At 67.6% G+C, this 25,662-nt stretch carries 19 protein-coding genes; 7 read left to right on the top strand and 12 right to left on the bottom strand.

Going from position 1 to position 25,662, the window contains the following annotated elements; translation table 11 throughout:
* Nucleotides 1-294: 294 nt before the first annotated feature.
* The 3 genes from ACCQ03_RS20885 to ACCQ03_RS20875 all read right to left on the bottom strand — a co-directional run bounded on the left by ACCQ03_RS20885 (nt 295) and on the right by ACCQ03_RS20875 (nt 2,439).
* Nucleotides 295-606 carry a protealysin inhibitor emfourin gene (locus tag ACCQ03_RS20885; protein WP_017157989.1) on the bottom strand — a complete coding sequence of 104 codons (312 nt, stop codon included), beginning with the start codon at nt 604-606 and terminating at the stop codon, nt 295-297.
* Entirely contained in the window at nt 603-1,673 is a 1,071-nt protein-coding gene (locus ACCQ03_RS20880) for a M4 family metallopeptidase (protein ID WP_057678675.1), read from the bottom strand. The genes ACCQ03_RS20885 and ACCQ03_RS20880 overlap by 4 nt, the downstream gene beginning before the upstream one ends.
* A gap of 109 nt (nt 1,674-1,782) precedes the next feature.
* Nucleotides 1,783-2,439: an SDR family oxidoreductase gene (locus tag ACCQ03_RS20875; RefSeq protein ID WP_057678676.1), complete on the bottom strand. Its 657-nt coding sequence runs from the start codon at nt 2,437-2,439 to the stop codon at nt 1,783-1,785.
* Nucleotides 2,440-2,672: 233 nt separating this feature from the next.
* Between ACCQ03_RS20875 and ACCQ03_RS20870 the strand changes: the two genes are divergently transcribed.
* The 5 genes from ACCQ03_RS20870 (at nt 2,673) to proP (ending at nt 10,289) form a co-directional block, all read left to right on the top strand.
* Complete coding sequence (locus tag ACCQ03_RS20870; RefSeq protein WP_057678677.1) at nt 2,673-3,143, top strand: NUDIX domain-containing protein; 471 nt, start codon at nt 2,673-2,675, stop codon at nt 3,141-3,143.
* A gap of 283 nt (nt 3,144-3,426) precedes the next feature.
* Nucleotides 3,427-7,149, top strand: a complete 3,723-nt coding sequence (locus ACCQ03_RS20865) for a M48 family metallopeptidase (protein ID WP_209226289.1) — start codon at nt 3,427-3,429, stop codon at nt 7,147-7,149.
* A 378-nt stretch (nt 7,150-7,527) separates the two neighbouring features.
* Nucleotides 7,528-7,926, top strand: a complete 399-nt coding sequence (locus tag ACCQ03_RS20860) for a host attachment family protein (protein ID WP_003487911.1) — start codon at nt 7,528-7,530, stop codon at nt 7,924-7,926.
* A gap of 20 nt (nt 7,927-7,946) precedes the next feature.
* Complete coding sequence (locus ACCQ03_RS20855; RefSeq protein WP_057678678.1) at nt 7,947-8,276, top strand: thioredoxin family protein; 330 nt, start codon at nt 7,947-7,949, stop codon at nt 8,274-8,276.
* Nucleotides 8,277-8,798: 522 nt separating this feature from the next.
* Nucleotides 8,799-10,289: a glycine betaine/L-proline transporter ProP gene (gene proP, locus ACCQ03_RS20850; RefSeq protein ID WP_209226250.1), complete on the top strand. Its 1,491-nt coding sequence runs from the start codon at nt 8,799-8,801 to the stop codon at nt 10,287-10,289.
* Between the two features lie 419 nt (nt 10,290-10,708).
* Here the strand turns inward: proP and ACCQ03_RS20845 are convergent, their stop codons facing one another.
* Nucleotides 10,709-11,182: an SRPBCC family protein gene (locus tag ACCQ03_RS20845; RefSeq protein ID WP_209226253.1), complete on the bottom strand. Its 474-nt coding sequence runs from the start codon at nt 11,180-11,182 to the stop codon at nt 10,709-10,711.
* A gap of 170 nt (nt 11,183-11,352) precedes the next feature.
* Here ACCQ03_RS20845 and ACCQ03_RS20840 point away from each other — a divergent pair, with 170 nt between their 5' ends.
* Nucleotides 11,353-12,147: an EcsC family protein gene (locus ACCQ03_RS20840; protein WP_209226292.1), complete on the top strand. Its 795-nt coding sequence runs from the start codon at nt 11,353-11,355 to the stop codon at nt 12,145-12,147.
* 185 nt (nt 12,148-12,332) lie between these two features.
* Nucleotides 12,333-12,977, top strand: a complete 645-nt coding sequence (locus tag ACCQ03_RS20835) for a DUF938 domain-containing protein (protein WP_372359834.1) — start codon at nt 12,333-12,335, stop codon at nt 12,975-12,977.
* Between the two features lie 703 nt (nt 12,978-13,680).
* Here the strand turns inward: ACCQ03_RS20835 and ACCQ03_RS20830 are convergent.
* The 8 genes from ACCQ03_RS20830 to ACCQ03_RS20795 form a co-directional block, all read right to left on the bottom strand.
* The gene (locus ACCQ03_RS20830; RefSeq protein WP_209226261.1) at nt 13,681-15,636 is read right to left on the bottom strand and encodes a carboxypeptidase-like regulatory domain-containing protein; all 1,956 of its coding nucleotides are present in this window, start codon (nt 15,634-15,636) and stop codon (nt 13,681-13,683) included.
* Nucleotides 15,637-15,760: 124 nt separating this feature from the next.
* Nucleotides 15,761-18,031, bottom strand: coding sequence for a hypothetical protein (locus ACCQ03_RS20825; RefSeq protein WP_209226268.1), 2,271 nt, complete (start codon nt 18,029-18,031; stop codon nt 15,761-15,763).
* Entirely contained in the window at nt 18,028-19,227 is a 1,200-nt protein-coding gene (locus tag ACCQ03_RS20820; RefSeq protein WP_057678682.1) for a BatA domain-containing protein, read from the bottom strand. Before ACCQ03_RS20820 ends, ACCQ03_RS20825 begins: the two co-directional genes overlap by 4 nt.
* Nucleotides 19,228-19,270: 43 nt before the next feature.
* Entirely contained in the window at nt 19,271-20,167 is an 897-nt protein-coding gene (locus ACCQ03_RS20815) for a DUF58 domain-containing protein (protein WP_057678683.1), read from the bottom strand.
* Between the two features lie 13 nt (nt 20,168-20,180).
* A complete protein-coding gene (locus ACCQ03_RS20810) occupies nt 20,181-21,173 on the bottom strand; it encodes an AAA family ATPase (protein ID WP_057678684.1) in 993 nt (330 codons plus the stop codon).
* A 115-nt stretch (nt 21,174-21,288) separates the two neighbouring features.
* Nucleotides 21,289-22,107: a DUF4159 domain-containing protein gene (locus tag ACCQ03_RS20805; protein WP_057663577.1), complete on the bottom strand. Its 819-nt coding sequence runs from the start codon at nt 22,105-22,107 to the stop codon at nt 21,289-21,291.
* Nucleotides 22,104-23,438, bottom strand: coding sequence for a TldD/PmbA family protein (locus ACCQ03_RS20800; RefSeq protein WP_057678685.1), 1,335 nt, complete (start codon nt 23,436-23,438; stop codon nt 22,104-22,106). The genes ACCQ03_RS20805 and ACCQ03_RS20800 overlap by 4 nt, the downstream gene beginning before the upstream one ends.
* Nucleotides 23,439-23,452: 14 nt before the next feature.
* Nucleotides 23,453-25,087: a TldD/PmbA family protein gene (locus ACCQ03_RS20795; RefSeq protein ID WP_057678686.1), complete on the bottom strand. Its 1,635-nt coding sequence runs from the start codon at nt 25,085-25,087 to the stop codon at nt 23,453-23,455.
* Between the last annotated feature and the right edge of the window lie 575 nt (nt 25,088-25,662).

The following is a 25,662-nucleotide window of genomic DNA, read 5'->3' as shown; positions in this document are numbered from 1 at the left end:
GTCCCGTGCGCGGACGGCGGTGCGCTGCAGCAATGAGGAGCATGTCTTCAGACTGACCGCTGCGCTGCACGTGGCGCTAACGCGCTGCACGCCACCATGCGTCACCAGCTGTGCAGCCTTGGAGCATCTAGGCAGCTTAAAGGGTGCAGGCATCCGCAGTTGGACCATCTTCGCCGACCGACAGACACCGCGCATTGCGCGGTGTTTTCGTTTACGTGCAGGGGCCTGCCGTGATTTGCGCGCACGCGCGGCGTAGAGCAAAACCTGCAAGCGACGCAGCGACGAAGGCCTGCGCTACAGCGTGCCCTGCTTCCACAGCTGCACGATTTCGGCCGGCGCATGTTCTTCGGGGATGCGCAGCGGCTCGCTGGCGCCGTCCCAGACGATGCTGAAATAGCGCCGGTCGCCACCGCCGGCTTGCGGCGCCGGCAACGCGTGCGCCATGCACTGATCCAGCAGACTGCGCAGCTGCTCCCGTTGCGCATCGTCCAGCGCATCCATCGCCAACTGGCGCTCGCGGCGCATGGCCGGAAACGCCGCCACCCCGCCTTCGCGCGCCAGCCGCAAGGTCACGCCCGCTTCCACCGGTGGCCGTTGTGGGCTCATGCGAGCACGCCCACGTCGCGCCAGGCTTGCCGGACCGCCACAGCCTCGCGGCTGTTGGCGCCGTAGTCGGCGCTGGCCACGCTGGCGGTCAGGTCGGCGAACGTGGCGAAGTCGGCGCCGGCGGCCAGCTCGCCACCAGTGAGCGCGCGATACCAGATGCGCCCGGTCTTCTCCCACGCCGCCCCACCGATCGCGACGGCGGCGCGATAGAACGCGTGATTGGGAATGCCGGAGTTGTAGTGCACGCCGCCATCGTCCTCTTGCGTGTCGACATAGCCGGCCATGGTGGCCGGCTGCGGATCCTTGCCCAGAGCCGGGTCATCGTACGCGCTGCCGGGCGCCTGCATCGAGCGCAGGCCCACGCCCTGGATGCCTGGCATCAGCAAGCCGGCGCCGATGATCCAGTCGGCCTGGTCGGCGCTCTGGCGCAGCGTGTACTGCTTGATCAGGACGCCGAACACGTCCGAAATCGATTCGTTCAAGGCACCGGACTGGCCTTGATAGATCAGGTTGGCGGTGCGCTCGGTGACGCCGTGGGTGAGCTCGTGCCCGACCACATCCAGGGCGATGGTGAAGCGGTTGAACACCTCGCCGTCGCCATCGCCGAACACCATTTGCTCGCCGTTCCAGAACGCGTTGTCGTAGCCGCGCTCGTAGTGCACGGTGCCGATCAGCGGCATGCCCGCCGCGTCGATCGAATTGCGCCCGTACACGGTCTGGAAGAAATCGTGGGTGGCGCCCAGATAGTCGTAGGCTTCGGTCACCGCCACATCCTGGGTGGCAGGGGCACCTTCGTCACGCACCAGGGTGCCGGGCAAGGCGGTGCCTTGCTCGGCATCGTAAATGCGCCGCTGTACCGCCTGGGCGGTCTGTTGCGCCTTGGCGTCTGCCGCCAGCGCATCGGTGCGTGCCAGCAGCCCCAGTGCGCGCTGCTGCCGTAGCTGCGCAGTGATGTGCCGCGACAGCAGCGCGCACTGGCGCGCATGTGCGGGCGCGGCCTGCGCCACGTGTTCGAGCAGATACGGCGGCAGGATCCCGGCGCGGCGCGGGCTGACGAACGCGGACATAAGCGACCTCCACAATGGCTGCGCTGGCGACTATGCGGGCGACGGCTTTAGGAATTCGTTAGCCGGAGCCGGTTGCTGCGCGCAGTGCGGATCGCGCGGGGTATTGCGTTCATTCCAGCTGCGACAGCGCCTGCGCAATGGGGGTCTGTCCGTCGATAAAGCCGATCGTTTTGCCGATGCTGTGCGGCGTGGCCAGTGCGGCGGCGATCACCTGCGCCACGTTGGCCCGCGAGACGCCGCCGTCGGCATCGCTGCCCGGGTCGCGGGTGATGCGGCCCGAGGGCGGGTCCAGCGTGAGCCGGCCGGGGCCGAGGACGGTCCAGTCCAGCGTGGTACTGCGCAGGTGCGCGTCGGCAGCGGCCTTGGCCTGCGCATAGGCGAAGAAGCCATCGTCTGGCCCGATGCCGTGTTCCAGCCCGGCGCCGAGATAGGACACCATCACGTAGCGACGCACGCGCGCCTGCTCGGCCGCGTGCATCGAGCGAATGGCCGCATCGCGATCCACCGCATAGGTACGCGCCGCATCGCCGCCGCCCGCCCCGGCCGACCACACCACCGCATCGTGGCCGGCCAGTTGCGCGGCGATGGCATCGGTCTGTGCGTGTTCGATATCGAACACCACCGGCGTGGCGCCATCTGCAATCACGTCGTCTTCGTGTGCGGGGTTGCGGAACAGCGCGGTGACCTGATGCCCGCCTTGCACCAACAGCGGCGTGAGCAGGCGCGCCACCTTGCCGTGGCCGCCGATGACGAGAACTCGGGACATGCACCTCTCCAACAGCTGCGCGCCGGCATGGCGCCGAAAGCCGCCATCCTCGCCAATGCGGTGCTAAGGCGATGTCATCGCGTATCGGTACTGCCATGACGCGATAGGCGCATGCTTTTTGTCTCTGCGCGCAGCGGCCGTTGCTTGCTGCGTGGCGCTCCTCAAACAACCAGGCGCGTTGCGATCGACCATGCCGGCCCGCATTCCCCGCAGCCGCCACATCGAGGACACTGGTGCGCCAGAGCCTGCGAGCGTTGCCGATGCCGATGTCTTCCGAATTACGCCCGCGCGTTGGTTGCGGTGCCTTCATCCAGCGGGCCGATGGGCGCTTGCTGCTGGTGCTGCGCGGGCGTGCGCCCGAGCAAGGCCATTGGGGGCTGCCCGGCGGCAAGGTGGACTGGATGGAAACCGTGGAAGCCACGGTGGTGCGCGAAGTGCTCGAAGAAACCGGCCTACAGGTGCACCCGCAGCGCGTGCTCTGCGTGGTCAGTCACTTTGAGCCGGACATGGACCCGCCGCAGCATTGGGTGGCGCCGGTATATCTGGCCAGCATCCAGGGCCCGGAACAGGCGGTGCTGCGCGAACCGCAGGTGCTGCTGGAACTTGGTTGGTTCGCACTCGATGCCCTGCCCACGCCATTGACCCGCTCGGCCATGCAGGCGGTGCAGCAGGTGCGGGCCGAGCGCGCCGCCACGCAGGCATGACTGCGTTACAGCGGCGCTGAGGCAATCGTGCGGCAGGCATGTGCTGCGCCGCGCAGGCCACATGGATTTTGTCGCCACGCTCGGCTATTTTCTGCGCTGCCGGGGCGAGGGGACGCCGCGCCCGGCGGATCGAATCGCACGGCCGGGATGCCGAACGACTGCGTGGCGCCCGGCCACTCATCAGGGGACACGAATGGAATCGCTCTATCCGCAAGGCCCGGCCGTGGTGCCGGAACAGCTCACTGCACCCAGTAGCAACTATCGCCGCAACGCCTGGCTGGCCATGCTCGGCCTGGGCGGTTTCATCGCCGTGTACCTGGGCTTGCTGGTGTGGTTCGGCTGGACCGCCTACCGGCTGGTCGCCGGCTTGCTGCAGGGTTCCGGTGGCGAGCAGGCGTTCTGGCGATGGGTGGTGGCCGCCGGCGCTGCATTTCTGGCGGTGTTCATGGCCAAGGCGCTGGTGTTCAACAAGCGCGCCGAACGCGACACCCGCGCGCTGGAACTCACCCCCGCCGAGCAGCCGGCGCTGTTCGCCTTCCTGTACCGGCTGGCCGACGATGCCGGCGCACCGCGTCCGCACAAGGTCTATCTGTCGGCGCAAGTCAACGCCGGGGTGTTCTACGACCTGTCGCTGATCAACCTGCTGCTGCCCTCGCGCAAGAATCTGGATATCGGCCTGGGCCTGGTCAATGTGCTCAACCTGGGCGAATTGAAGGCGGTGCTGGCGCACGAATTCGGGCATTTCGCCCAGCGCACCATGGCGGTCGGCCGTTGGGTGTACATCGCCCAGCAGATCGCCGCGCACATCGTGGGCAAGCGCGATGCGCTGGACCGCGTGCTGGCCACGCTGTCGCGCATCGACCTGCGCGTGGCGTGGATCGGCTGGGGGCTGTCGTTGATCGTGTGGTCGATCCGCTCGCTGGTCGAAATCACCTTTCGCGGCGTGGTATTGGCGCAGCGCGCACTCTCGCGCGAGATGGAATATCAGGCCGACCTGGTGGCCGCATCGCTCACCGGCAGCGATGCGCTGGTGCACGCCTTGCACAAGCTGGAAGCGGCCGATGACGGCTTCCAGCGCGCGCTGCGTTTTGCCGCGCGCGAGTGCGCCCAGGACCGTCCGGTCAAGGACCTGTTCGCCATCCAGTCGCGCATCATCGAACACATGCGCGTGGTGTTGAACGACCCCGGCCATGGGGCGGTGCCGGCGGTGCCGAGCGAGGCAGCGCCGATGCACCGGCTGTTTCAGAGCGACATCGCGCAGCCCTCGCAGATGTGGGCCACGCATCCGCCCAGTGCCGCGCGCGAGGAAAATCTCAAGCGCCGCTACATCGCCTGCCCCATCGATGCGCGCCCGGCCATGGAGCTGCTGCACGATGCCCAGGCGCTGCGTGAGCGTATTTCGCTGGGCATGTTCAACGGCCAGGCGCCCACCTGCGTGGACACTGCCGTCTCGTTGGAGCAGTTGGAGCGCGAATTCGCCGCGTTGTCGTTGTCGCGGCGCTACCAGGGGCTGTACCTGGGTCGCTCGTGCACGCGCACGGCGCGCACCCTGGACGAGCTGTATGCCACGCCGCTGCCGTCGGGCGATCTGCTGCAGGCGTTGGACGGCCTGTACCTGCCCGACGATGGCCAGGCGATCGAACAGCTGCGCGAGCGCGAGCGCCAACGCGCCACCTTGCAAGGCTTGATGGATGGCGGATTGCGCGCCGCTGGCGGGGTGGTGACCTGGAAGGGCACGACGCTGTCGCGCACACAGCTGCCGGCGGTGATCGCCGAGCTGGACGACGAACTGCGGGTGCTGCGCGCACGCGTCAGCGGCCACGATCAGCGTTGCCGCAGCGTCCACATGGCGGCCGCCAACCGTATCGGCGGCGGCTGGCCGGCGCTGCTGCGCGGCTATCTGGCGGTGCTGCATTACACCGACCACACCATCGCCGATCTGGAAGACGCCAACCTGCTGTATCTGCAGACCTTTCATAGCGTGATTGCCGATGGCCGCGTTTCGGCCAAGGAATTGCGCAAGCTGGTGGCGGCCTGCAATCAGGTGCAACGCGCGCTGGGTCAGGTGTATGCGCAAGCCGGGCAGGTGCAGTTGAACGCGCCGCTGGCGCAGGCCCTGGACAAGCCGCAGTGGTCGCAATGCCTGCCGGAATTCGGTCTGGTCGAGGCCGACGAGGACAACATCAATGCCTGGATGAAGGCCGCCGGCAGCTGGGTGCAAGTCACCCTGGACGCCCTGGGCACGTTGCGCGATGCCAGCCTGGAAGAGTTGCTGCGTGCAGAAAATGCCGTGGCCGAGCGGCTGCGCAACGGCGACGCTTCGTCGACCGACGATACCCCTGCGGCGGCGCCGGCCGACTACCCGATCCGCCTGCCGGGCGAGATGCGCCAACGCGATCTGCGGCAGAACCTGTGGCAGCGCTTCCTGGCCGCCGACGACGTGTTTCCGTCGGTGGCGCGGGTGGCGGTGGCCGCATCGATCGTGGTTGGCGTGTTGTGGGCCGGCGGTGCGGTGGGCATGGCCGAAGTGGTCGCCTACAACGGGTTGCAGCAGACCGTGACGGTGGCCATCGACGGGCAGTCGGCCACCCTCCCGGCCAACGACCGCCATGTGTTTCGCCTGTCCGAGCGTTCGACCCATCACGTCGAAACCCGCACGGCCGACGGCGCGACGATCGAGAGTTTCGATGCGCCCAGTGGCGGCCACGGCGGCCAGTTCGCCTACAACGTGGCCGGTGCCGCGCTGCTGCTGAACTGGCGCGCCAGCTACGGCTCGGCCAGCGAAGACACCACGCGTAGCCTGAGCACCACACGCTGGGAACGCACCCAGGCGCAGGACATCTTCAGCGAGCCGCCGCAGAAGGTCAGTGGCAAGGGCGGCCAGTACCGCGACGTGCTGACGGCCGTGTCCGGGCGTTCGCCACACGAGCTGCTGGGCGAACTGGGCCCGGAGCGCGATCTGGCCCTGATCACCGCGCACGCACGCTGGGACGATGCGGGCTCGGCGTATCTGGAGCAGTGGATGGAACAGTTGGGCCGCACTGCGCCACAGGCCGTGCCTGCACTTCTGGCCGAGCGTCTGCAGCGCAACCCGCACGACGTGGTGGCGCTGCGGATGCAGCAGGACACCGCCACGCCCGAGCAACGGGCGCAGGTGTGCGGCGAGCAGACCGCCGCTGCGCAGGCGCACCCGGATGCGCCTGCGTTGCAGTACGCGGCGATCCGCTGCCGCAGCGACACGCCCGAGCGCGACCAGGCGTTTGTCGCCGCACAGGCGCGCTGGCCCAACGACCCGTGGCTGCAGCGCGCTGCAGCGGCCGTGCACGTCGGCCAGCTGCATCTGCCGCAGGCCCAGGCGCTGTACGAACAGGCAGCGCGCGCGCCGGCACTGGCCGACGAAGTGCTGCCGCTGTTGGCCCGTTTGCAGCGCTACCGCGGCCTGGCGACGGATCTGCCGGGCATGGCGCAGCAGTCGCCATCACTGGCATCGATCGTGGCACTGGAGGGCGGTGAGCGCACCCAGGGCACGCCATACCACAGCTATTACGCACTGGCCCACGGGCAACTGGACACGGCAGTGACAGAGGCGGCCGCCGATGCCGACGTGCAGGCGCGCATCGTCCGGCTCGCGGCCGCGTCCCGTGGCGCAAGCGCCGCATTGCTGCAGCGCGCGCGCGTGCTACCCGACAACGCCGGGCTCGACGCCATCACAGCACCAAGCGCCTGGGCACTGGCCGCGCGCGAGGGCTGGCAAACCGATGCGTTGCGCGCGGCAACGCTGCAAGGCACCGGCGAGGATGGCGCCTACATTGCGCGGTTCTTCGACGCGGTGCAGGCCGGCGGCAGCCAGCAGCAGGCCGAAGCGGCGTTGGGCGGCGTGAGCCTGGTCGGCCGCGGCCTGGCCTACACGATGGCCGCGGTGCTGCTGGGCCAGCGCTGCCCGGATGCATGGCGGCGTGGCGCCCGGCAGTTGCTGTTCGACAGCGAGCGTCCCTATCTGGGCTGATGCAATGCCGTTGTATGGCAATGCACCGGCTCAGGTGGGACGTGACGTCCCGCGCTCGAAACGCTGCCGAACGAAGCGCACGGGATGACACCGCGGTGCCGGGAGGGCGCCAAGCAACGAACAACACCTGCGCGCGCCGCCGCGCGGGTGTAGACCGACGGCGGCATACCTGCCATTGCTCACGCGCTGGCGAAAGCCAGCAGGCGCTACGCGTCCTCGCGCGCTTTTCGGTAAGCAGCTGGCACTGCCGCCGTCACGATGGGATGTGCAGCACTAACGCGATGCTGACAGCGGCTAGGCGAAATCCTTACATCTTCTCGCCTAGGTTGAGACCGACTGGCTGCACGTGCAGCGTCAACATCGACCAGGAGAAATCGGATGAGTCTGCAAATTCCTCAGGGCGCCTTGGTAGTGGTGGCCGACGGCGGCGAAGCCCGCTGGTTCACCAATACCGGCAACGAAGCCAAGGTGGTGCTGCGCCAGCACGCGCGTACCGACGTGCAGAACGTCGATGACGACGGCCCGGCCGGCAAGGCGCCGCAAGACCTCACCGAAACAGACCTGGACGAAATGACTTTCGCCAAGCAGCTTTCGCACGCCTTGAACGATGGCGCGTTGAAGCACGAATACACGCACCTGGTGTTGGTGGCCGACCCGACTACGCTGGGCCGCGTGCGCCCACTGCTGCACAAGGAAACCCAGCAGCGCCTGGTGGGCGACCTGGCCAAGGATCTGACCAACCTGCCGCTGGAAGATATCCAGCGTGCCTTGTCGTAATCACGCGGAGCATCCAGACGATGGGCTTCGTTCGCCAGTACGCCACCCAGGCCCCGGAACGCAGCGCGTTGGAGGCGCAGGCCGGTCTGCAGGTTCTGGAATTCGGTACCGACTGGTGCGGCCATTGCATCGCCGCGCAGCCGCTGCTGCAAAAGCTGTTGGGCGGGTACGGAGCGCTCGATTACCGCAAGATCGAAGATGGAAAAGGGCGGCCGCTAGGTCGCTCTTTTCGCGTCAAATTGTGGCCCACCATCATCCTGCTGCGCGATGGGCAGGAAGTGGCGCGCGCCGTCAGACCGCAAACGCGTGAGGATCTACAGGACCTGTTGTCGGCGCTGGATCCAGCCTGATTGCGCGCACCATCGCAGTGCCTTGAGATCGCTTGCACGGCACTGAGAATGGCGAATGGAAGCTGGCGTGCGGTCGCCTGACACAGGCGCAGCAGTTTTCATCTTCGCTGTAACAAGTGGATATCCGATGCGTTGTGCGGCGTCACGCGAGGCCTGCGCGACATCGTCGCGGCGGATGCGTACGTAGAGCGATCGGGTATGCGCGCATCGCGCACCAACGCCGACGAATCGGCCAGAAAACAAGGCGTTTTTCGCGCCTGGCACCGTCGCGCCTGCATCAATTGTGCGTCTGTAGTAACATGACGCGCTGATCAAGCCCTTGGGCAATGCCCATCCCTTGGTCGTCTGTCCCGCAGCGTCGTTGAATCCACGCGACCGTCCGGGAATGCCTCCGGTGTCATCTGAGTGCACTGCGCTGCCGTGCTTGCGTGATGTGCCGTGTCCTGTGCGTTGCCAGGGCGAGTGGGCAGCGACGGCCTGCGCCCGGCGAGATATCCCAGGCGCACCTTACGGAGACCATAGATGCACGATGCCCGCGCGATGCGTTCGCACTTTGGCTGGTTCAAACGCCGCCGCCAGCTGCAACTGGATGACGTTACCGTGGTGGACCGCAGCATGCTGCGCAAGGCCGTCGGCGCTGCGGCGCTCGGCAATGCGATGGAGTGGTTCGACTTCGGCGTATACGGCTATCTGGCGGTGACGCTGGGCCAGGTGTTCTTCCCGGCAAGTAACCCCACTGCACAATTGATCGCTACCTTCGCCACCTTCACCGTGGCCTTTCTGGTGCGGCCGATCGGCGGCATGGTCTTCGGACCGCTCGGCGACCGTTACGGGCGCCAGAAAGTGCTGGCCGCCACGATGATCCTGATGGCGCTGGGCACCTTCAGCATCGGACTGATTCCGGCCTACGAGCGCATTGGCTTATGGGCGCCTGCACTGCTGCTGCTGGCGCGCGTGCTGCAGGGATTTTCCACCGGTGGCGAATACGGTGGCGCGGCCACCTTCATTGCCGAATACGCCACCGACCGCAATCGCGGCCTGATGGGCAGCTGGCTGGAGTTCGGCACGCTGGGCGGCTACATCGCCGGCGCCGCCACCGTGACGGCCTTGCACATGAGCGTCACTCCGGCGCAGATGCTCGACTGGGGCTGGCGCGTGCCGTTCCTGATCGCCGGGCCGTTGGGGTTGCTGGGCCTGTACATGCGCATGAAACTGGAAGAAACCCCGGCATTTCGCGCTTACACCGAACAATCCGAACAGCGCGAGCGGCAGAGCGCCGCACAAGGCCTGACCACGCTGCTGCGCCTGCATTGGCCGCAGCTGCTCAAGTGCGTGGGCCTGGTGCTGGTGTTCAACGTCACCGACTACATGCTGCTGACCTACATGCCCAGCTATCTGAGCGTCACGATGGGTTACGCCGAGAGCAAGGGCTTGTTGCTGATCATCCTGGTGATGCTGGTGATGATGCCGCTCAACATCGTCGGCGGCATGTTCAGCGACAGACTGGGCCGGCGGCCGATGATCATCGGTGCCTGCGTTGCGCTGTTTGCGCTGGCCATCCCCTGCCTGTTGCTGATCGGCAGCGGCCACGATGGGCTGATCTTCGCCGGGCTGATGCTGCTTGGCCTGGCCTTGGTGTGCTTCACCAGTTCGATGCCGTCCACCTTGCCGGCGCTGTTCTACACGCCGGTGCGCTACAGCGCGCTGTCGATTGCCTTCAACGTGTCGGTGTCGTTGTTTGGCGGCACCACGCCGTTGGTCACCGCCTGGTTGGTGGAGCGCACCGGCGACCCGCTGGTGCCGGCGTATTACCTGATGGGTGCGGCGGCGATCGGCTTGCTGACCATGCTGTTCGTGCGCGAAACCGCAGGATTGCCGCTACGCGGCTCGCCGCCGGCGGTGGCCAGCGATGCCGAAGCGCGTGCCCTGTTGCAGGCCGACAGCCCGGTGACGGTGGATGCGCAGTTGCCGGTTGCCACCGCCGCGTCGATGGGCCAACCGCGCACCGCGTGAGTTGCCGGCGATTCGCACGGCATGCGTCCGTGGCTTCAGGCGCATGGCGTGCGGTTGCAGTAACCGGTTAGTTGATGCGAGACGCGATGCGGGCGATGGTGCGACGCATCACTGCCAACTTGCCGGCGGGCGACGGCCGGAACCTTCGAAGATAAAGCTCTGCGGGCTAGCAACCGTCGCGTGTTCGGAAGATGCCGAGATTTGTGAGTGGCCCGATGGTTCATCGCAGCGCAGGTGCACTTCACCGCTGTGTGCGAAGGCCGCAGCAACCGCTTGGCGGTCTGCGTAGCGGCCTTGTTGGCTGCTCTTGTTCGTCACGCACAAGATGGGCGGAAACCTTGCCAGGTTTGGCGTCCACACGCGGTTGCCTGTCATCGACCCAGCGCGTTGAACGATGCTGCAGCTCGCCGCTGCTACCCTCAGCGCGCGGTGTGCGGGTTGTCTTCTGGCAACGGGGGCATGGGCATATCGGCCGACGGCGCGCCTTCGCCGGTTTCCACATAGCGTTTGAGGCTGCTGCCGAGAAAGAAACGCCAGCCGCGCGCGCAGGCCTCCTTGCACGGCGAATCGCGATAGCCGGACTGCACGAAATCCACCTGCGTGCCCTGGCTGATGGAGCGCAGTTCAAAGCGCATCACCGTGCCTTTCCAGGCGTCGGTGTCGAGCATGTTGGAGGCGTGGCAGCGCCAGCACACCAGTTGGTGATTGGCGCCTTCGTCGATGCTCAGTTCCACACGCCAGCCCTGCCGGCTCCAGTCCAGCCGCACCAGATCGTCGGCCAGGCTCACTTCGCGGGTCCACCAACGCGCAAGCTGCTTGGGCTCTGACAACGCAGCGCAGACCACTTCCGGCGCTGCGGCAATGACGATGCTGTGGCGGATCTCGCAATTCATCTGCTGCGCATTTGCTACCTGGACGCCGATGATTGCCGCATTTTAACAGCCAATTGCGCTGCAGGCCCAGAAGGGTCCAGTTCGCTTGTGCGGCACTCACATCGCGCTGGGTACCATCGGCCAGGTCCCAACCATGATGAGCAGGCATGACAACGCTTCCGATAACGGTGATGGACGCTGCCGCGCAGCGCGACTTGGCCACGGCCCACGCATTACTGGAAAACCCCGGCGTGGCAGCGCAACTGGCCAATGCGCTGGGCGCGCCGATCGAGAGCCTGATCACCAAACGGCTTCCCAAGGTGGTGACCCGCAGCATCGACGGTGTGACCCGGCGCGCGCTGCAGGTGGCGATGAAATCGGCGTTGCTGAGCCTGCGCGGCAAGGCCGATGCGCAGCAGCCGGCATCCACGACGTGGCATACGCTGGCGGTGGCGGTTTCCGGTGGCGCGGGCGGGTTTTTCGGGCTGCCGGGCTTGATGGTGGAGCTGCCGGTGACCACCACGGTGATGCTGCGCTCCATCGCCGATATTGCCCGTGCCGAAGGCGAATCGCTGGACGACCCGGACACCGCGCTGGCGTGCCTGGAAGTGCTGGCGCATGGCGGGCGCAGTGCCAGCGACGACGGCGCCGAATCCGGCTACTTCGCGGTCCGTGCGGCGATGGCTCAGCAATTGAGTGCCGCGGCCAGCTACGTGGCCGCACACGGCTTCGCCAGCAAGGGTGCACCGGCACTGGTCTCGCTGGTCTCGCGCATCGCGGCGAAGTTTTCGGTCAATGTGGGCGAAAAGCTCGCCGTGCAGGCGGTGCCGCTGGTTGGCGCGGTCAGCGGTGCCACGCTCAATACCGTGTTCATGCGCCACTTCCAGGCGATGGCGCACGGCCATTTCATCGTGCGTCGGCTGGAACGTCGCTTCGGCGAAGATGCGGTGCGGCGTGCATATGAGGCCTTGCCGCCACCGCGGTGATGCGTGCGGCTGCATGCGAAGCTCAGCATGGCTGCACGCTCAGCGTGCAGTGCCGCAGCCGCAGCCATGGGCAAGGCTGCTCAACGCAACACCACGCGCTGCGGGCGAAGGGCAGCGGCACCGTGTTCACCGAACGGTTGCCGCCAAGCGATGCTTGCCCGCGATAATCACCGCCACCACGACAGATGCCGATGATGCCCAAACCGTTTTCGCCAGCGTCCGCGCGCAACCGCGACCCGATTCTTGAGGTACTGCGCCCGCACTTTGCCGACCGGCAGCAGGTGCTGGAAATCGGTGCGGGCACCGGGCAACACGCCGTGCATTTCGCTGCGGCGATGCCGTGGTTGCAGTGGCAGGCCAGCGACCACCTCGATCATCTTGCCGGCATGCGGCAATGGCTGGACGAGGCGGCGCTGCCGAACACGCCGCCACCAATTCCGCTCCAGGCCGTGTTGATACCCACGCCCGGGCTTGCACCGGCGCCCAGCTTGCCCGTGCTGCGTGACGGCCAGCGCGGCTTCGATGCGATCTACAGCGCCAATACCTTGCACATCATGGGCTGGCCGCAGGTGCAGGCCTTGTTTGCAGGCTTACCCGCAGTAATGGCGCCGCAGGCAGTGCTGGCGGTGTATGGGCCGTTCAATCGCAATGGGCAATTTACCAGCGACAGCAATCGCGCCTTCGACGCGATGCTGCGCGAGCGCGATCCTGCATCGGGCATCCGTGATGCCGAAGCGGTGGATGCGCTGGCAGCATCGGTTGGGTTGCAGCTGATCGACGACGTAGCAATGCCGGCGAACAATCACTGCCGCGTGTGGCGACGTCCATAGGAAACGTTTGCCCCATCGCACTAAGCGCAGATGCAGTGACGAGCAGAGTTTGTGCCGCTATGGCGTTAAACGAGGGCACCTCTGATTCTAAGCTGCCCGGCGGGACGATGCGGCTGGCGATACCTCAGGTGACCCTGACAGGTCTGCAGACGCTCGCTTCCGTTACGGATGCCCTATCGATAGGAGCGTGATCATTGGGATACCTGTCAGGAACCAGGCAAGCGCAATCCAGCGAAGCCTGCGCGCATTCAACCATAGTGGTTTGACGTGCTCGGGAATCGATGAAGCGGGTTGGGTGATCCAGGCAAGTGTGGCGAAGTTGTTGTAAGCACCGGGGCCAAGCCCGGGGAAATGCGTCAGCTGTTCCTATAGCTTGCGATCCGTCGCTTCCAGCTCGCGGCGGATCCGAGCACTTCCAATCAAGCAGGGGATGCCGAGCACCAGCAGGCTCCCGAAGCCATAAGCGGTTGCCAGTGCTTCGCTTGGACCTACGAAGGTAAAGCGCAGGAGTACAAGCAGGCTCGCATATGTGAGCCATGGGATGAAATACCAACGCAGCTTCATACAGTCCCCAACGTGTTTCGATGATGAGGCGGCGCCTAAACGGAAGGGTATAGGCACTGCCGCCGATTCGCGACGGCCGCAATAGTGAGGGTCCGCCGCGTTTTCAGAGGCTATAACGGCCGTCAGTGGTGTTGCACCGTCAGCGCGCGGATGCCTGGCTCCCACGCCGCCGCTCGAACCACCACAGCGCTACCGCCACGCTGAGCCAGGCGAGCAGCCACGGCCAGCGCGCGCCGGGTTGGGCAGCAGATGTGGCGATGGGAATCGAAGCAGTGCCGGCCGCCATGGCAAGGGTGGCGAGTCGGCGTTGCTGCGCGTCCATGGCAGCTGCATCGTTGGGCGCGCGGACATAGAGCCAGCGTTGCGAGGTGCCGGTGTGCAGGCGATGCCAGCCGCTGCTGGCGGGCCAGTAGCCAGCGCAACGCGGCGCGTTGCCGTTGCGCTCAGGCAGTAGCGGCTGGCGGGCTTGGTCAGGGGCGGTCACGAAGGCGTCGGCGTGCAGCTCGCACAGCGTCATGCGTTGTTGCGACCAGCCTTCCTGCACCGGGCTGGGCAGCGCACCGCCCGGGCGGGCGACGGCGGCAGCCAATTGCGCCCAGAGCGCGGCGTGCAGATCGCTGCGGCCGGCCAGAACCAGCGCGAAGCTGTCTTCGACCAGGCCGATGCCGATGCGCCCGCGGCCTTGGGCGCGCCACCAGCCCAGGGCGCTGCCATCGTCGGCGCGTGCGGCGACCAGGGCGTCGGTGGCTTGCGGTTGCAGGTCGCGACGTTGCAGCGGCGCCAGCGTTGGGGCGTCGCCAGGGCCGCTGGCAGGATCGGCCGCTGCGACCGGCGGCGAGAGCCGCTGCGGTGCGGGCACCGGGCTGCTGGTGCCGCCGCCGATGATGGCAAGGCCCAGCTCGGCCAGGGCGACGCGGGTGCCGGCATCCAGCGGCCCGTCGGTGCGCACCAGCACGCCCAGGCCGCGCTGGATCGCCGCGCGCAGGGTCAGGCGCTGCGCAGGGCCCAGCGCCACCAGGCGGCGCGGGTCGACGATCAGCAGGTCCAGCCGGTCCAGGCTGGCCGCATCCAGCGCGGCGCCCTCGCCGAGTTGCACGCCAGGGCCGACCGCGATCTGGCTACGCACCTCCAGCCCGGCGTCGCTGGCCCAGCGGCGCAGGTACTTCAGCTCCGGCTGCGGTGCGCCGGCCAGCAGCAGCACGCGCGCCGGCGGCATGGCCGCGATCAGGACCGGCACCTCTACGCGGCTGCGTTCGGCACCGGCGGCATCGCGTGCACGCACGGCGAACAGCACCTGGCCCGGCGCGCGCGCCAGGCCGCGCAGGCGCACGCGGCCGGCGCGGTCGGCCACGGCGCTGTCCACCACCTGCCCGGCCGGATCGAGCAGTTCCACGCGCGCGTCGGCAAGGCCTTGCACCTGCGCAGCCACCGCGATGGTGTCGCCCGGGGCCACTGGCGGCGGTGGCGAAACCGCGACCACGCCGCGGGGGGCGGGACCGAGCTTCAGCCGCAGCGGCATGTTCAGGCCCTCGCGGTCGCGAGCGGGCAGGCCGCTGCCATGCACGACCAGCACCGTGGTGCCGGGTGCGCGCCGCAGCGCGGTGGCCAGGTCCGGTACGCGTGTTACGCCGGGTAAGGCGGGCGCCTCCGGCAGGGCGACCCAGTGCGCCGTGTCACCCGTGGAGCGCTGCCCGACGGCGGTGCCGGCGGTGGCGATATGCAGTTCCGCACCGGTTCCGGCGCGCGGCGGGGGCAACAGCACCGGATAGAGCAATGCAGCGAGTAACGCTTGGGCGGCGAGCAGCAGCCAGAGCCGAGTGCGCGAATACGGCTGCCGGTGGTACGCCCGCAGCAGGCGCACGCAGCCGACGACGGCGATCAGCAGCAATGCGGCGCCGACCAGCCAGGGCAGCGAGAGCGTCATGCTTGCTGCTCCTGGCGCAATGCGCCCGCAACGCATTGTCCGCGCGCACGGCGCTGCGCGGCGTGCGCGCATGCGGGTGGCCGGCGGCTTGCAGCCACGTGCCCGCAGCGGACGATGGCGCACGGCGGTCGCATCGAGAGGTTCATTGCTGCTGCTCCTGGCGCCAGGCATCGGCGGGGACAACAGGCATCGGCATCGTGCCGAGCGCACCGCTGCGGGCTGCTTGCTGCCACCTCTACAAGCCACGTCGGTCCGAACGACCGGTGCACCGGAAGAAGGCGGATCAGGGTGGGACTCACGGCTGCGTCTCCTGCCGCAGCGCATCCAGGTAGCGCTGGCCGCGCGGGTCGGGCGCGGCGCGGCGATGCGGTGCTGCCGGTGGGGCGAGCAGGGTGCGCCAGACCTGGGCGCGCAGCTGGGTGCGGCAGCCGGCGCAATCGGGTTCGGCGCGCAGGGTTTCCACGGCGGCGGCCAGGCCCAGCGGGTCGTGCAGGCGATCTTGCTGGGTCTGCAGCCACTGTGCGTAGCGGGCCAGGGTGGCAGCGGGCACTGGGGCGGCCTCGCCCAATGCATCCCACAGCTGCAGCGCGGACGGGTCCGGGTCCGGGCGGGTGTCCAGCCCGGCGGCACGGTTGCCCAGTCCGGCGCGATCGCCCCTCAGCCGTCGGCTCGGGTCGATCGGCGGCAACTGCGTGCCCACGCGCGCCAGGTAGATGCGTTCGGCCTGCTGCACCTGTTTGATGAAGCCCAGCGCCTTGTTGGCGTACGGCAGCGCGCGCTCGGGGTGGCCCTGGCGCAGGTCGCCTTCGGACTGCCACATCTGGTCCAGCGCGGCGCGCAGCAGGGCGCGGGTTTGCGGGTCGAGCAGGGTGGCGGCTTCGGCGTGGTCGTGGGTATGGCCGAATTCGGCCAGCACGTTCTCGGCCTGGCCGAAGCTGCTGCGCTCGGGCCGGCCGTTGCGGGCGTCATGGTCGTGATCGTGCTCGTCCAGTGCGGCGGCGCCGGGTTCGGTGGCATGGGCGTCGTGATCGTGAGGGTCGTGGTCATGCCCGGCCTGCGTGTCAGAAGCCGCGGCGGGCGTGCTTGGCGCATCGGCGGTGGGCATGTCGGCGGTGGGTAAATCGTCGGCCGGGGCGTCGCTGGTGGGTGGCGCGTCGGCAGTCGGCGGGCCTTGCGGCGCACCTTCGCTTTCTTCGCCCAGGAACTGGCCGTAGCGCAGCCGCAGCAGGCGTTGGTCCACGCCGATGGCGTCGGAGCGCTTGAGGAAGGTGGCTGCATCCAGGCGCGGTTGTTCCTTCAGCAGCGCCTGCGCGTCGATGATGATCTGGCGCTGGCTGCGGAAGTAGGCCGGCAAGGTCTGCTTGACGCTGGCTTCCAGACCGGCGGCCATGGTCTGTTCGGGCGGCGGCCAGCGCAGGATCACGCTGGCGCTGCGGCCTTCCTGCGGGCCGGGCTGGCGGGTGTCGTGGACGATGAGCTGGGCAATCAGGTCGTCGCCGGCTTTCATGCCCAGGGCTTGCGGTTGCAGGGTGGTGGCGAAGCCGCGTTGCCTGGCCGTGCCGCTGCCGGTGAGCGGGCGGCGCTGGGTGGTGAAGGTGATGTTTTCGCCGCTGCCCTGGGCCAGGGTGAGGCGCAACTCGGCGCTGGCGGCCACCGCGTAGTCGTCGCTGGCCTCGAAGCGCAGCGTCCAGCTGCGGTTGGCCGGCGACCACAGCACCAGGCTTTGCTCGGGCGCGAGCACGCGCACCTGCGGTGGGCGGTCGGGCAGCACGTCCAGCCGATACAGCTGGCGGTCGGCCGGCGCGCCGTCGATGAGGATGCGGTAGAGGGTGGCCCGCTCGGTGACCCACTGGCCGTGCCACGCATCGCTGCCACCCTGTCGGGCCAGCGCGACGGTGCGGCCGTCGGTCAGCCGCAGGGCCACGCTGCGCGGCGCCGGGCTGACCTGCAGTTGCCAATCCAGCCGGGTGCCGACCGGCACCTTCGCGTCCAGGCCGGGCAGGCGCGCGGCGGGCAGACCGGTATAGGCGGGCGGGCTGCTGCGTAGCTGCGCGTGCCGCAGTGTGGGGGCGCCACTGATGGCACGCGCGGCGGCCACGCGGTCGGTTGGCGGGGTGCGTCGGGTGGCCGGGGGTGGCCACAGCAGCAACGCGGCGCAGGCGAGCACACCCAGCACGCTCCAAGGCCAGGCGCGGCGCCACGGCCAGGCCGGGCGCAGGTCGCGTGGGCGGCTGCGCAGGCGCTGTTCCAGCCGTTGCCGTTGCAGGGTCTGCAGCGGACCGAGCTGGGTGGCGGGGGCGAACAGCAGGTCGCTGCTGTCTTCCAGATCGGTATCGCGGTCCAGCCGGCGGATCAGCCAGGCCTGGTCGAGCCGCCGCGCGGCCAGCAGCGCCATGCCGCCCAGTGCCAGCAAGCCCAGAAGCAGCAGCACCACGGCGACCTGTGCGCCGGCGCGCCACGCCAGCGCCGCCGGCACCGCTGCCAGCGGCAGCCCGAACAACAACACGCCAGCGGCCTGCCGCCGCCGTGCCGCCTGCCACGCCTGCTGCAGCGCAGGCGTGCTCATGCGGCGGTGGCCCGGCGCGGTGCGGTGGCCAGCCAGCGTTCGAGCGCGAACAGCAGCAGCACCAGGCCGATCAGCCATGGCGCCAGCGGCCACGGTGCAGTGGTCAGGCGGCTGGCGGCACCGCGCTGCGGTTGCTGGGTCTGCGCCAGTGCGCGTTGTGGTGTGGGCAGCGGCTGCAGGGCGCCGTGCAGGCGGGTGGGAAAATCGGCATCCAGCAACGCCGGCAGTTGCCGCGGCTGTAGCGGTGCGGCCCAGCGCAGCACGCGTCCGCGGCCGAGCGCTGCGGCATCGAGCAATGGCGCGCCAGCGGCAGTCTGTTGCACGGGCTGCAGGGTCGCGGCAAGGCGGGGTGGAACGGGTGTCTGCGCATCCAGCAGCAGCTGCCCACCGGCTGCGACCCAGGCCATCACCGGCGCCGGCGGCGCGCTGCGCGACAGCCAGGCCACCACGGTGCCGGGGGCCCAGCGCGCAGGCTGCGCATCGGCCGGCGTGCCCACCGGCAGGCTGCCCGGCAGCGCCCAGGCGGCATGCACGGCGCGCAGATAGCGCAGGGCCGGCGCGGCGTTGTCGTCGGCAATCGCCTGCAGGCCTAGCGGCGCGGCAGCGGCGGGCGCAGCAATTGGTGATTGACCGGGCACGACCTGCCAACGCACCGGATGCGACAACTGCAGACGCTGCGCATCCAGCGGGCCCCACTGGGCCGGCACGATCACGCTGAGCGCCGCAGCTGGCGGCAGGCTGGCATCGAGCTCGCGCAACAGGCTGGAGACCGGTGGTGCCGCGCCCGCAGGCGTGGCGGGTGTCTTCGATACATCGGCATTCGCATCTGCATCGACCGGCGGGAAGCCCGGCGCCAGCCACAGCCATTGCGCGTTCGCGGCGTGGCGTAGCTGGCGTGCGGCAGCCACATCCACCCCGGGGCTGAGCGCAATGCGTGGGCGTGCATCGTCATGATCGCGTACGGCCGGTTCGGCCAGCAGCAGCGCCAGCACAACCAGGAGCAACACCCGCACCAGTAGCAGCGGCCATTCGTCCAGACGCACGCGGTGGCGTGGGCGCGGCATTGCACGCAACCAGCGCAGCGCGGCGAAATCGGTCGGCCGGTGTTCGCTGCGCCGGGCCAGATGGATCAGCAGCGGCAGCAGCAACGCGGCCAGCGCGGCCAGGCCGGCAGGGAACAGCAACAGCAGGTTCATCGCGGCACCCGCCTGGCGACCTGCGTGCGGCCGACCTGCCAGCTCATCGCGGCGCGCCTTGCCCGAACAACTGGCGCAACGCCGCGTCGGGTGCGGCGTCCAGGTAATGCAGTGCGTGCGCGATGCCGGCGGCCTGCCAGCGCGCCTGCTGCGCGCGCTGTGCCGCGCCGAAGCGTTGCAGATAATCGGCGCGCATCGCTGCGCCATCGCCCAAAAGTTCCTCGCCGGTTTCCGGGTCGCGGAAGCGGTGGCCGCCGCTGAAACTGAAATCGCGTTCGTCGCAGGTCAGCACCTGCAGTTGCATGACCTGGCGACGAGCGGCGGCAAGTTTTTCCAGTGCAGTGTTGAGTTCTTCGTCGAAGCCATCGCCGATCGACAGCACCAGCGCATGCGTGGCGATGCGTTCCCACAGCGGGCGTACGGCGGCCAGGCCCGGCCAGCGCCCACCGGCCTGCAGTCCGTGCAGGGCCAGCCATAACCGGTCGCGCTGTCGTGGCCCGGTACCGGCCGGCACTGCCACCAGCCCGCCGCCGTGCACCGCAAACAGGCCGACCTCATCGCCCTGCTGCAGCGCGATCTCCGCAGCGCAGGCTGCCACCGTCGCCATTGCCTGCAGGCGCGTACTGCCGGGGCGCGCGTGGTCGGCCTGGCTGGCAGAGGCGGTGGCGTCGAGCAACAACCACAGCGTGAGCGGACTTTCGCGCTCGGCTTCGCGCACGAAGAAGCGGTCCGAGCGTGCGTAGAGTTTCCAGTCGATCTGGCGCAGCGCATCGCCCGGTTCGTAGGCGCGGTATTGCGCGAATTCCAGCCCGGCGCCGCGGCTGCGGCTGGCATGTTGGCCGATGCCGTGCGCACCCTGCGCGTGGCGCGCACGCAGCTGCAGACCACGCAGGCGGCTGCGCACGTCGCTGGGAATCAATGCCGGCAGGTCTGCATTCACGCCGCGCGATGTCTCACGTCGGGAACGGCACGGCACGCAGCAATGCGGCGACCACGTCGTCGGCCGTGCGTTGTTCGGCTTCGGCGGCGAACGAGAGCAACAGGCGGTGGCGCATCACCGGCGCCGCAAGCGCCACCACGTCTTCGCGGGTGGCTGCAAAGCGGCCGTGCAGCAGTGCGCGCGCCTTGGACGCCAGCACCAGCGACTGCCCCGCACGTGGGCCGGCGCCCCATTTGATCCACTGGCGCACCTCGTCGCTGGCCTGCGGGCCGGGACGGCTGGCACGCACCAGGCGGTTGATCCAGGTCAGCAACTCCGCGCCCACATGCACTTGCCGCACGTGCTGCTGCAGCGCCTGCACGCTGGCCGCGTCCATCACCTTGGGCACCTGCGCGCTTGCGCTGCCGGTGGTCTGGCTGAGGATGTCGCGCTCTTCCTGTTCGCTGGGGTAACCCACGCGCACATGCAGCAGGAAGCGATCCAGCTGCGCTTCCGGCAACGGGTAGGTGCCGGCCTGTTCAATCGGGTTCTGCGTGGCCAGCACGAAGAACGGTGCCGGCAGCGCATAGGTGGTGCCGGCATAGCTGACGGTGCGTTCGCTCATCGCTTCCAGCAATGCGGCCTGCGTCTTGGGCGGGGTGCGGTTGAGTTCGTCGGCCAGCAGCAGGTTGGTAAAGATCGGCCCCTGCTGAAAGCGGAAATGCCGATGCCCGGTGCCGTGGTCTTCTTCCAGCAACTCGGTGCCCAGGATGTCGCTGGGCATCAAGTCGGGCGTGAACTGCACGCGGCGAAACTGCAGTTCCAGCGCCTGCCCCAGCGAGCGCACCAGCAGCGTCTTGCCCAGGCCAGGCGCGCCTTCCAGCAGGCAATGGCCGCCGGCGAGCAGGCCGATCAGCAATTGCTCCACCACCGCGTCCTGGCCCACCACCGCCTGGGCCAGGGCCGCGCGCAACGTGCCCAGCTGGGCACGTTGCGCGGCGAGGATGTCGTGGTTGGGGGCGTTCATACGGGAGATCTCGTTGGATGGCTGCTGATGTAGGAGCGCGCCTGCGCGCGATGCTTCACAGATACATTTTCATCGCGTGCGAGCGTGCTCCTGCAGGGCGATCGACATGCCGCGATCAATTGGTCAACGCATACATCACGATGTTCACGGCGAACTTGGTGTTGTCTTCGGCCAGAAAACGCTTGTTGCGCCAGTCGTAATCCCATTCGCAGCCGTAATCCTTGTTGCTGTAGAGCACCCCGAGGCGGCCATCGATGCTGATGCCCTTGAGATAGTCGTGCACCAGATCGTCGCCCCAGCCATTGAGCTCGAAACCGGTTGCCGGCGGGCCATCGGGGAAGGCGAAGAAGGCGCTGTAGAGCCGATGGTTCTTGGGCAGTTTCTGCAGCGCGCTCTTGCCGAAGATCGAGGTCATTTGCGCTTCGAACGAAGTGGCGAACAAACCATCGATATCGTGGTTGCAATCGTCCACGAACACGAAGCCGCCGTTGCGCACATAGCGCTCGAAATTGCGCCGCTCGGCCGGGTTGAACTCCACCAGCTTGTGCCCGGACAGATAGCAGAACGGCGCCTGCAACATGCGGGGGTCGGCCAGATCCAGCACATGTTCCTGCGGATCCACGCGCAGCTGGGTGTAGTCGATCAACGAGGTGATCAGGTTGGACGGCATGCGCGCATCCACATCCCAATCGCCGGAGTCGTAGCGCAACCGGGTAAACCAGAAATCGTAAGCCCCGGCCGCACGTGCTTGCCGCGGCAGCGCCAACGCCAACGTGGAGACGCTGCCGAGCAGCAGGCCAAGGAAACGACGGCGCGATGTCGTCGCTGGGAGGGAACCGGGAACCGGAAGCACTGGTGAACGCTCAGGTTGAGTGGAGCGGCTCCCGCTCTCCCATTCCCGATTCCCCACTCCCAATTCCCGGCCCTCAGTCACACCGCATCCGACAACGAGGTAAACGTGAAGTCGCGTAGCCGCATCGGCGGAATCATCATCACGAAGTTGGATTCGTCGCCGGCCACGCGCACCGGCTTGCCCAACTCGTCGATGTTGTTGAGCATGATCACCGGCGATTCGTTGAAGCGGAAGTTCTTCACCGGGTACTTGATCTGGCCGTTCTCGATGTAGAAGGTGCCGTCGCGGGTGAGCCCGGTCAGCAGCACCGTCTGCGGGTCGACCATGCGGATGTACCAGGTCCGCGTGACCAGGATGCCCTTCTCGGTGCCGCGCACCAGCTCGGCGATGTTCTTCTCGCCACCGGCCATCAACAGATTGCCTGGTTCGCCGACCGCGCGCTTGCCGTTCTTCTGTGCCCAGAAGCGCGAATACTGCAGGTTGGCGATCTTGCCGTTTTCCACGATGGCCATCTTTTCGCGCGGCAGGCCTTCTTCGTCCCACGGCATCACCGCCGCACGCGGATCCCACGGATCGGCGGTGATGTTCACGCGCGGGTCGTAGACCTGCTCGCCCAGCTTGTTGCCGCCGCCTTTCTTGGACAGGAAGCTGCGCCCCTCATCGGCGCGGCGTGCGTCGAAGAAATTCATCATGAAGGAAATCAGCCCCGCTGCCGCGGCCGGCTCCAGGATCACGGTGTACTTGCCCGGCTCCAGCGCCTTGGCTTCGGCCGAATCGCTGGCCTTGCGCATCGCAATGCGGATGTCCTGCTCGGCCTTGAAGTCGGCGGCGTCTTTCAGATTGCGGCCCACCCAGCCCGAGCCGCGGCCGTCTTCGGTACGCACGGTGCAGGTGTAGTCGAAGCGCGCACCGCGCTGGTAACCGAAATTGCCCTTGCTGTTGGCGAATGCGGTAAAGCTCTGGCCATCTTCCAGGAAGCCTGCGGCGATCAGGCCCTTGCCCTTGCACGGGGCGATCGAATCGGCCGCCACCTGCGCGCGGAACGCCGGGTCCACCGCTGCGGTGGATTCGCTGAAGGTGGGGCTGGGTTTGTAGGTCTGCTTGTCGACCGCCGGCATGAATTCCGGATTTTCCGGAGCCAGTCGCGCCAGGTCTTCGGCGCGACGCACCACCCGTTCCAGCGAGGCGTCGTCGAACTCGTTGATCGTGGCAACGCCCACGCGCTTGCCGAACGCCACCTGCACCTGCAGGTCGGTGTTGTCGACGATGCCGCTGGTGGAGACGTTGTTGAGCGCAAAACGGATATTGCCGTCGATCGAGCCGGTGAGCGTGGCGGTGCACTCGTCGGCCTTGGACAGCTTGATGACCTTGTCCAGAATGACCTTGGCCTGCGCTTCGGTAAGGATGCTCATGTGGGTTTCTCCTGTCAGCCGAGCGAGCGGGCGGTGCTGATGACGTTGATGCCATCGAAGCGGGCGGTGGACGAACCATGCGAGACCGCCGAGACCTGGCTCGGCTGGCCCTTGCCGTCGAAGAACGAGCCGCCCAGGCGGTAGTCGCGTTGATCGGCCACGGCACTGCAGGCGTTCCAGAATTCTGGCGTGCGGATCTGGTAGGCCACGTCTTCGAGCATGCGGGTGATGGCGCCGTTCTTGATCTCGTAGAACAGCTGTCCACCGAACTGCGCGTTGTAGCGCTGCTGGTCGATGGAAAACGAGCCATCGCCGATGATGTAGATGCCGTTTTCCACGTTCTTGATCAGATCGCTCACGCTCAGCGGCGTCTTGCCGGCGGCCAGCGACACATTGGCCATGCGCTGGAACTGCACGCTCGACCACGAGTCTGCGTAGCAGCAACCATCGGAGGCGGTCTTGCCCAGGATATGCGCCTGATCGCGGATGGCCTGGTAGTCCACCAGCTTGCCGTCGCGGATCAGGTCCCACTGCTTGGTCTTGACGCCCTCATCGTCGTAGCCCACCGCGCCCAGGCTGCCTGCCTGCGTCTTGTCGGCGAGGATATGCACCTTGTCGCTGCCGTACTGGAAGCCGGCCTTGAGCTTGTCCAGCGTGGCGAAGCTGGTGCCGGCGTAGTTGGCTTCGTAGCCGAGCACGCGGTCCAGCTCCAGCGGATGGCCCACCGATTCGTGGATGGTGAGCCAGGTGTGCGAGGGGTCCAGCACCAGGTCGTACTTGCCCGGCTTCACCGACGGCGCCTTGAGCTTTTCCTGCGCCTGTTTGGCGGCGGCGATGGCGTCTTCCTTCATGTCGTAGGACAGGCCGTAGTTCACCACGCCGTTGGGCGAGACGAACTTGCCGGAGGCGGCGCCATCCAGATATTCGTAGCCCAGGCCCATCGGCGCGGACAGGCCATCGCGGGTGCGGAACTTGCCGCTGGCCTTGTCGATGGCGGTCACGCTCATCGGCGCCCAGATGCGGTGCACATCCTGGTCGATGTAGGAGCCGTCGGTGCTGGCGAAATACTTCTGCTCGTTGACCACGAACAGCATCGAGTTGACGAAGTTGGCGCCAGCCGCGGTGGCTGCGGCGTTGACGCCGAGCAGCAGGTCCACCTTGTCCTTGATCGGCACTTCCATGGCGTTCTTCTTGATCGGCGTCTTCCAGCTCACCTCGCCCACGCCCGGCGTCGGCGCCAGTTGCACCGGCGTGCCCTGCACCTTGGCGTTGGCCTTGGCGATCGCCGCCGCCTGCGCGGCAGCCTTGGCCACGCCTTGTTCGGTCAGCTCGTTGGTGGCGGCAAAGCCCCACGCGCCGCCCACGATGACGCGGATGCCGGCACCGATGGACTCGGTGTTGACCACGTTCTGCACCTTGTCCTCGCGGGTGATCACGAACTGGCGCAGATAGCGGCCGATGCGTACATCGCAATAGCTGGCGCCGGCCTGGCGCGCAGCGTTCAAGCCGGCATCGGCCAGGCGTTTCTTGCGGCCCACATCGAAGGGTGTCAACAACTGTTCGGCGGCAATTGCCTTGCCGAAATAGGCCGGCACGATCAGCCCGCCCATGGTCAGCCCGGTGAGGGCCAGGAAATCACGTCGCTGCACGGGCAACTCCCCAATAGTCCCGCGCGGCGCGCAGGTGGTGTGGTGACACGCACATGGCTCTGCGCGCGGTATCCACCGATTCTTGCCGGCCGATGAATGCTGCGTCAAATGACTTTCGGCAGGGGTGCGTGTGCAAACGTTGGCCCGTACGAAGCCAGTGGCACTCCCGGCTTGCGTTGATGTGTGGCGAGCGCGGCTGGCGGTGTGCGAGGACTGTTGCCGCGCGTTGGATACGCAGACTGGTCTCTTCTCAGCGAAAGCCGAGCAACAAAAGAGCTTTACCAGACCACCGACCAACTGCCTGGCGCGGTGAGGCACCGTGCCTTCGACTGACCAGGGTCGGCGCATGCCAAGCGATTGCAACAGATGAAATCGTGGCGTTTGGATGCGTGCGGAAACTCAGGTGCAGAGCGGAGGATCTGTGCGCTCGCTGCAGGACCCTTACCCGCCCACCCTCGCGGGACACGCTGCAAGTACGTCCATGCAAGCTCCGTGGCGGCATCCATGCCGCCACGGGTCCTGCGACGGTGGGCGGGCAAGGGCCAGTCGCGTTGATCGGTGCGCACAGGTTTGAA

It is taken from the genome of Xanthomonas sp. NCPPB 3569 (genome assembly GCF_041475645.2).
GTDB lineage: Bacteria > Pseudomonadota > Gammaproteobacteria > Xanthomonadales > Xanthomonadaceae > Xanthomonas > Xanthomonas phaseoli.
This window is presented reverse-complemented; position numbering and strand designations above follow the sequence as displayed.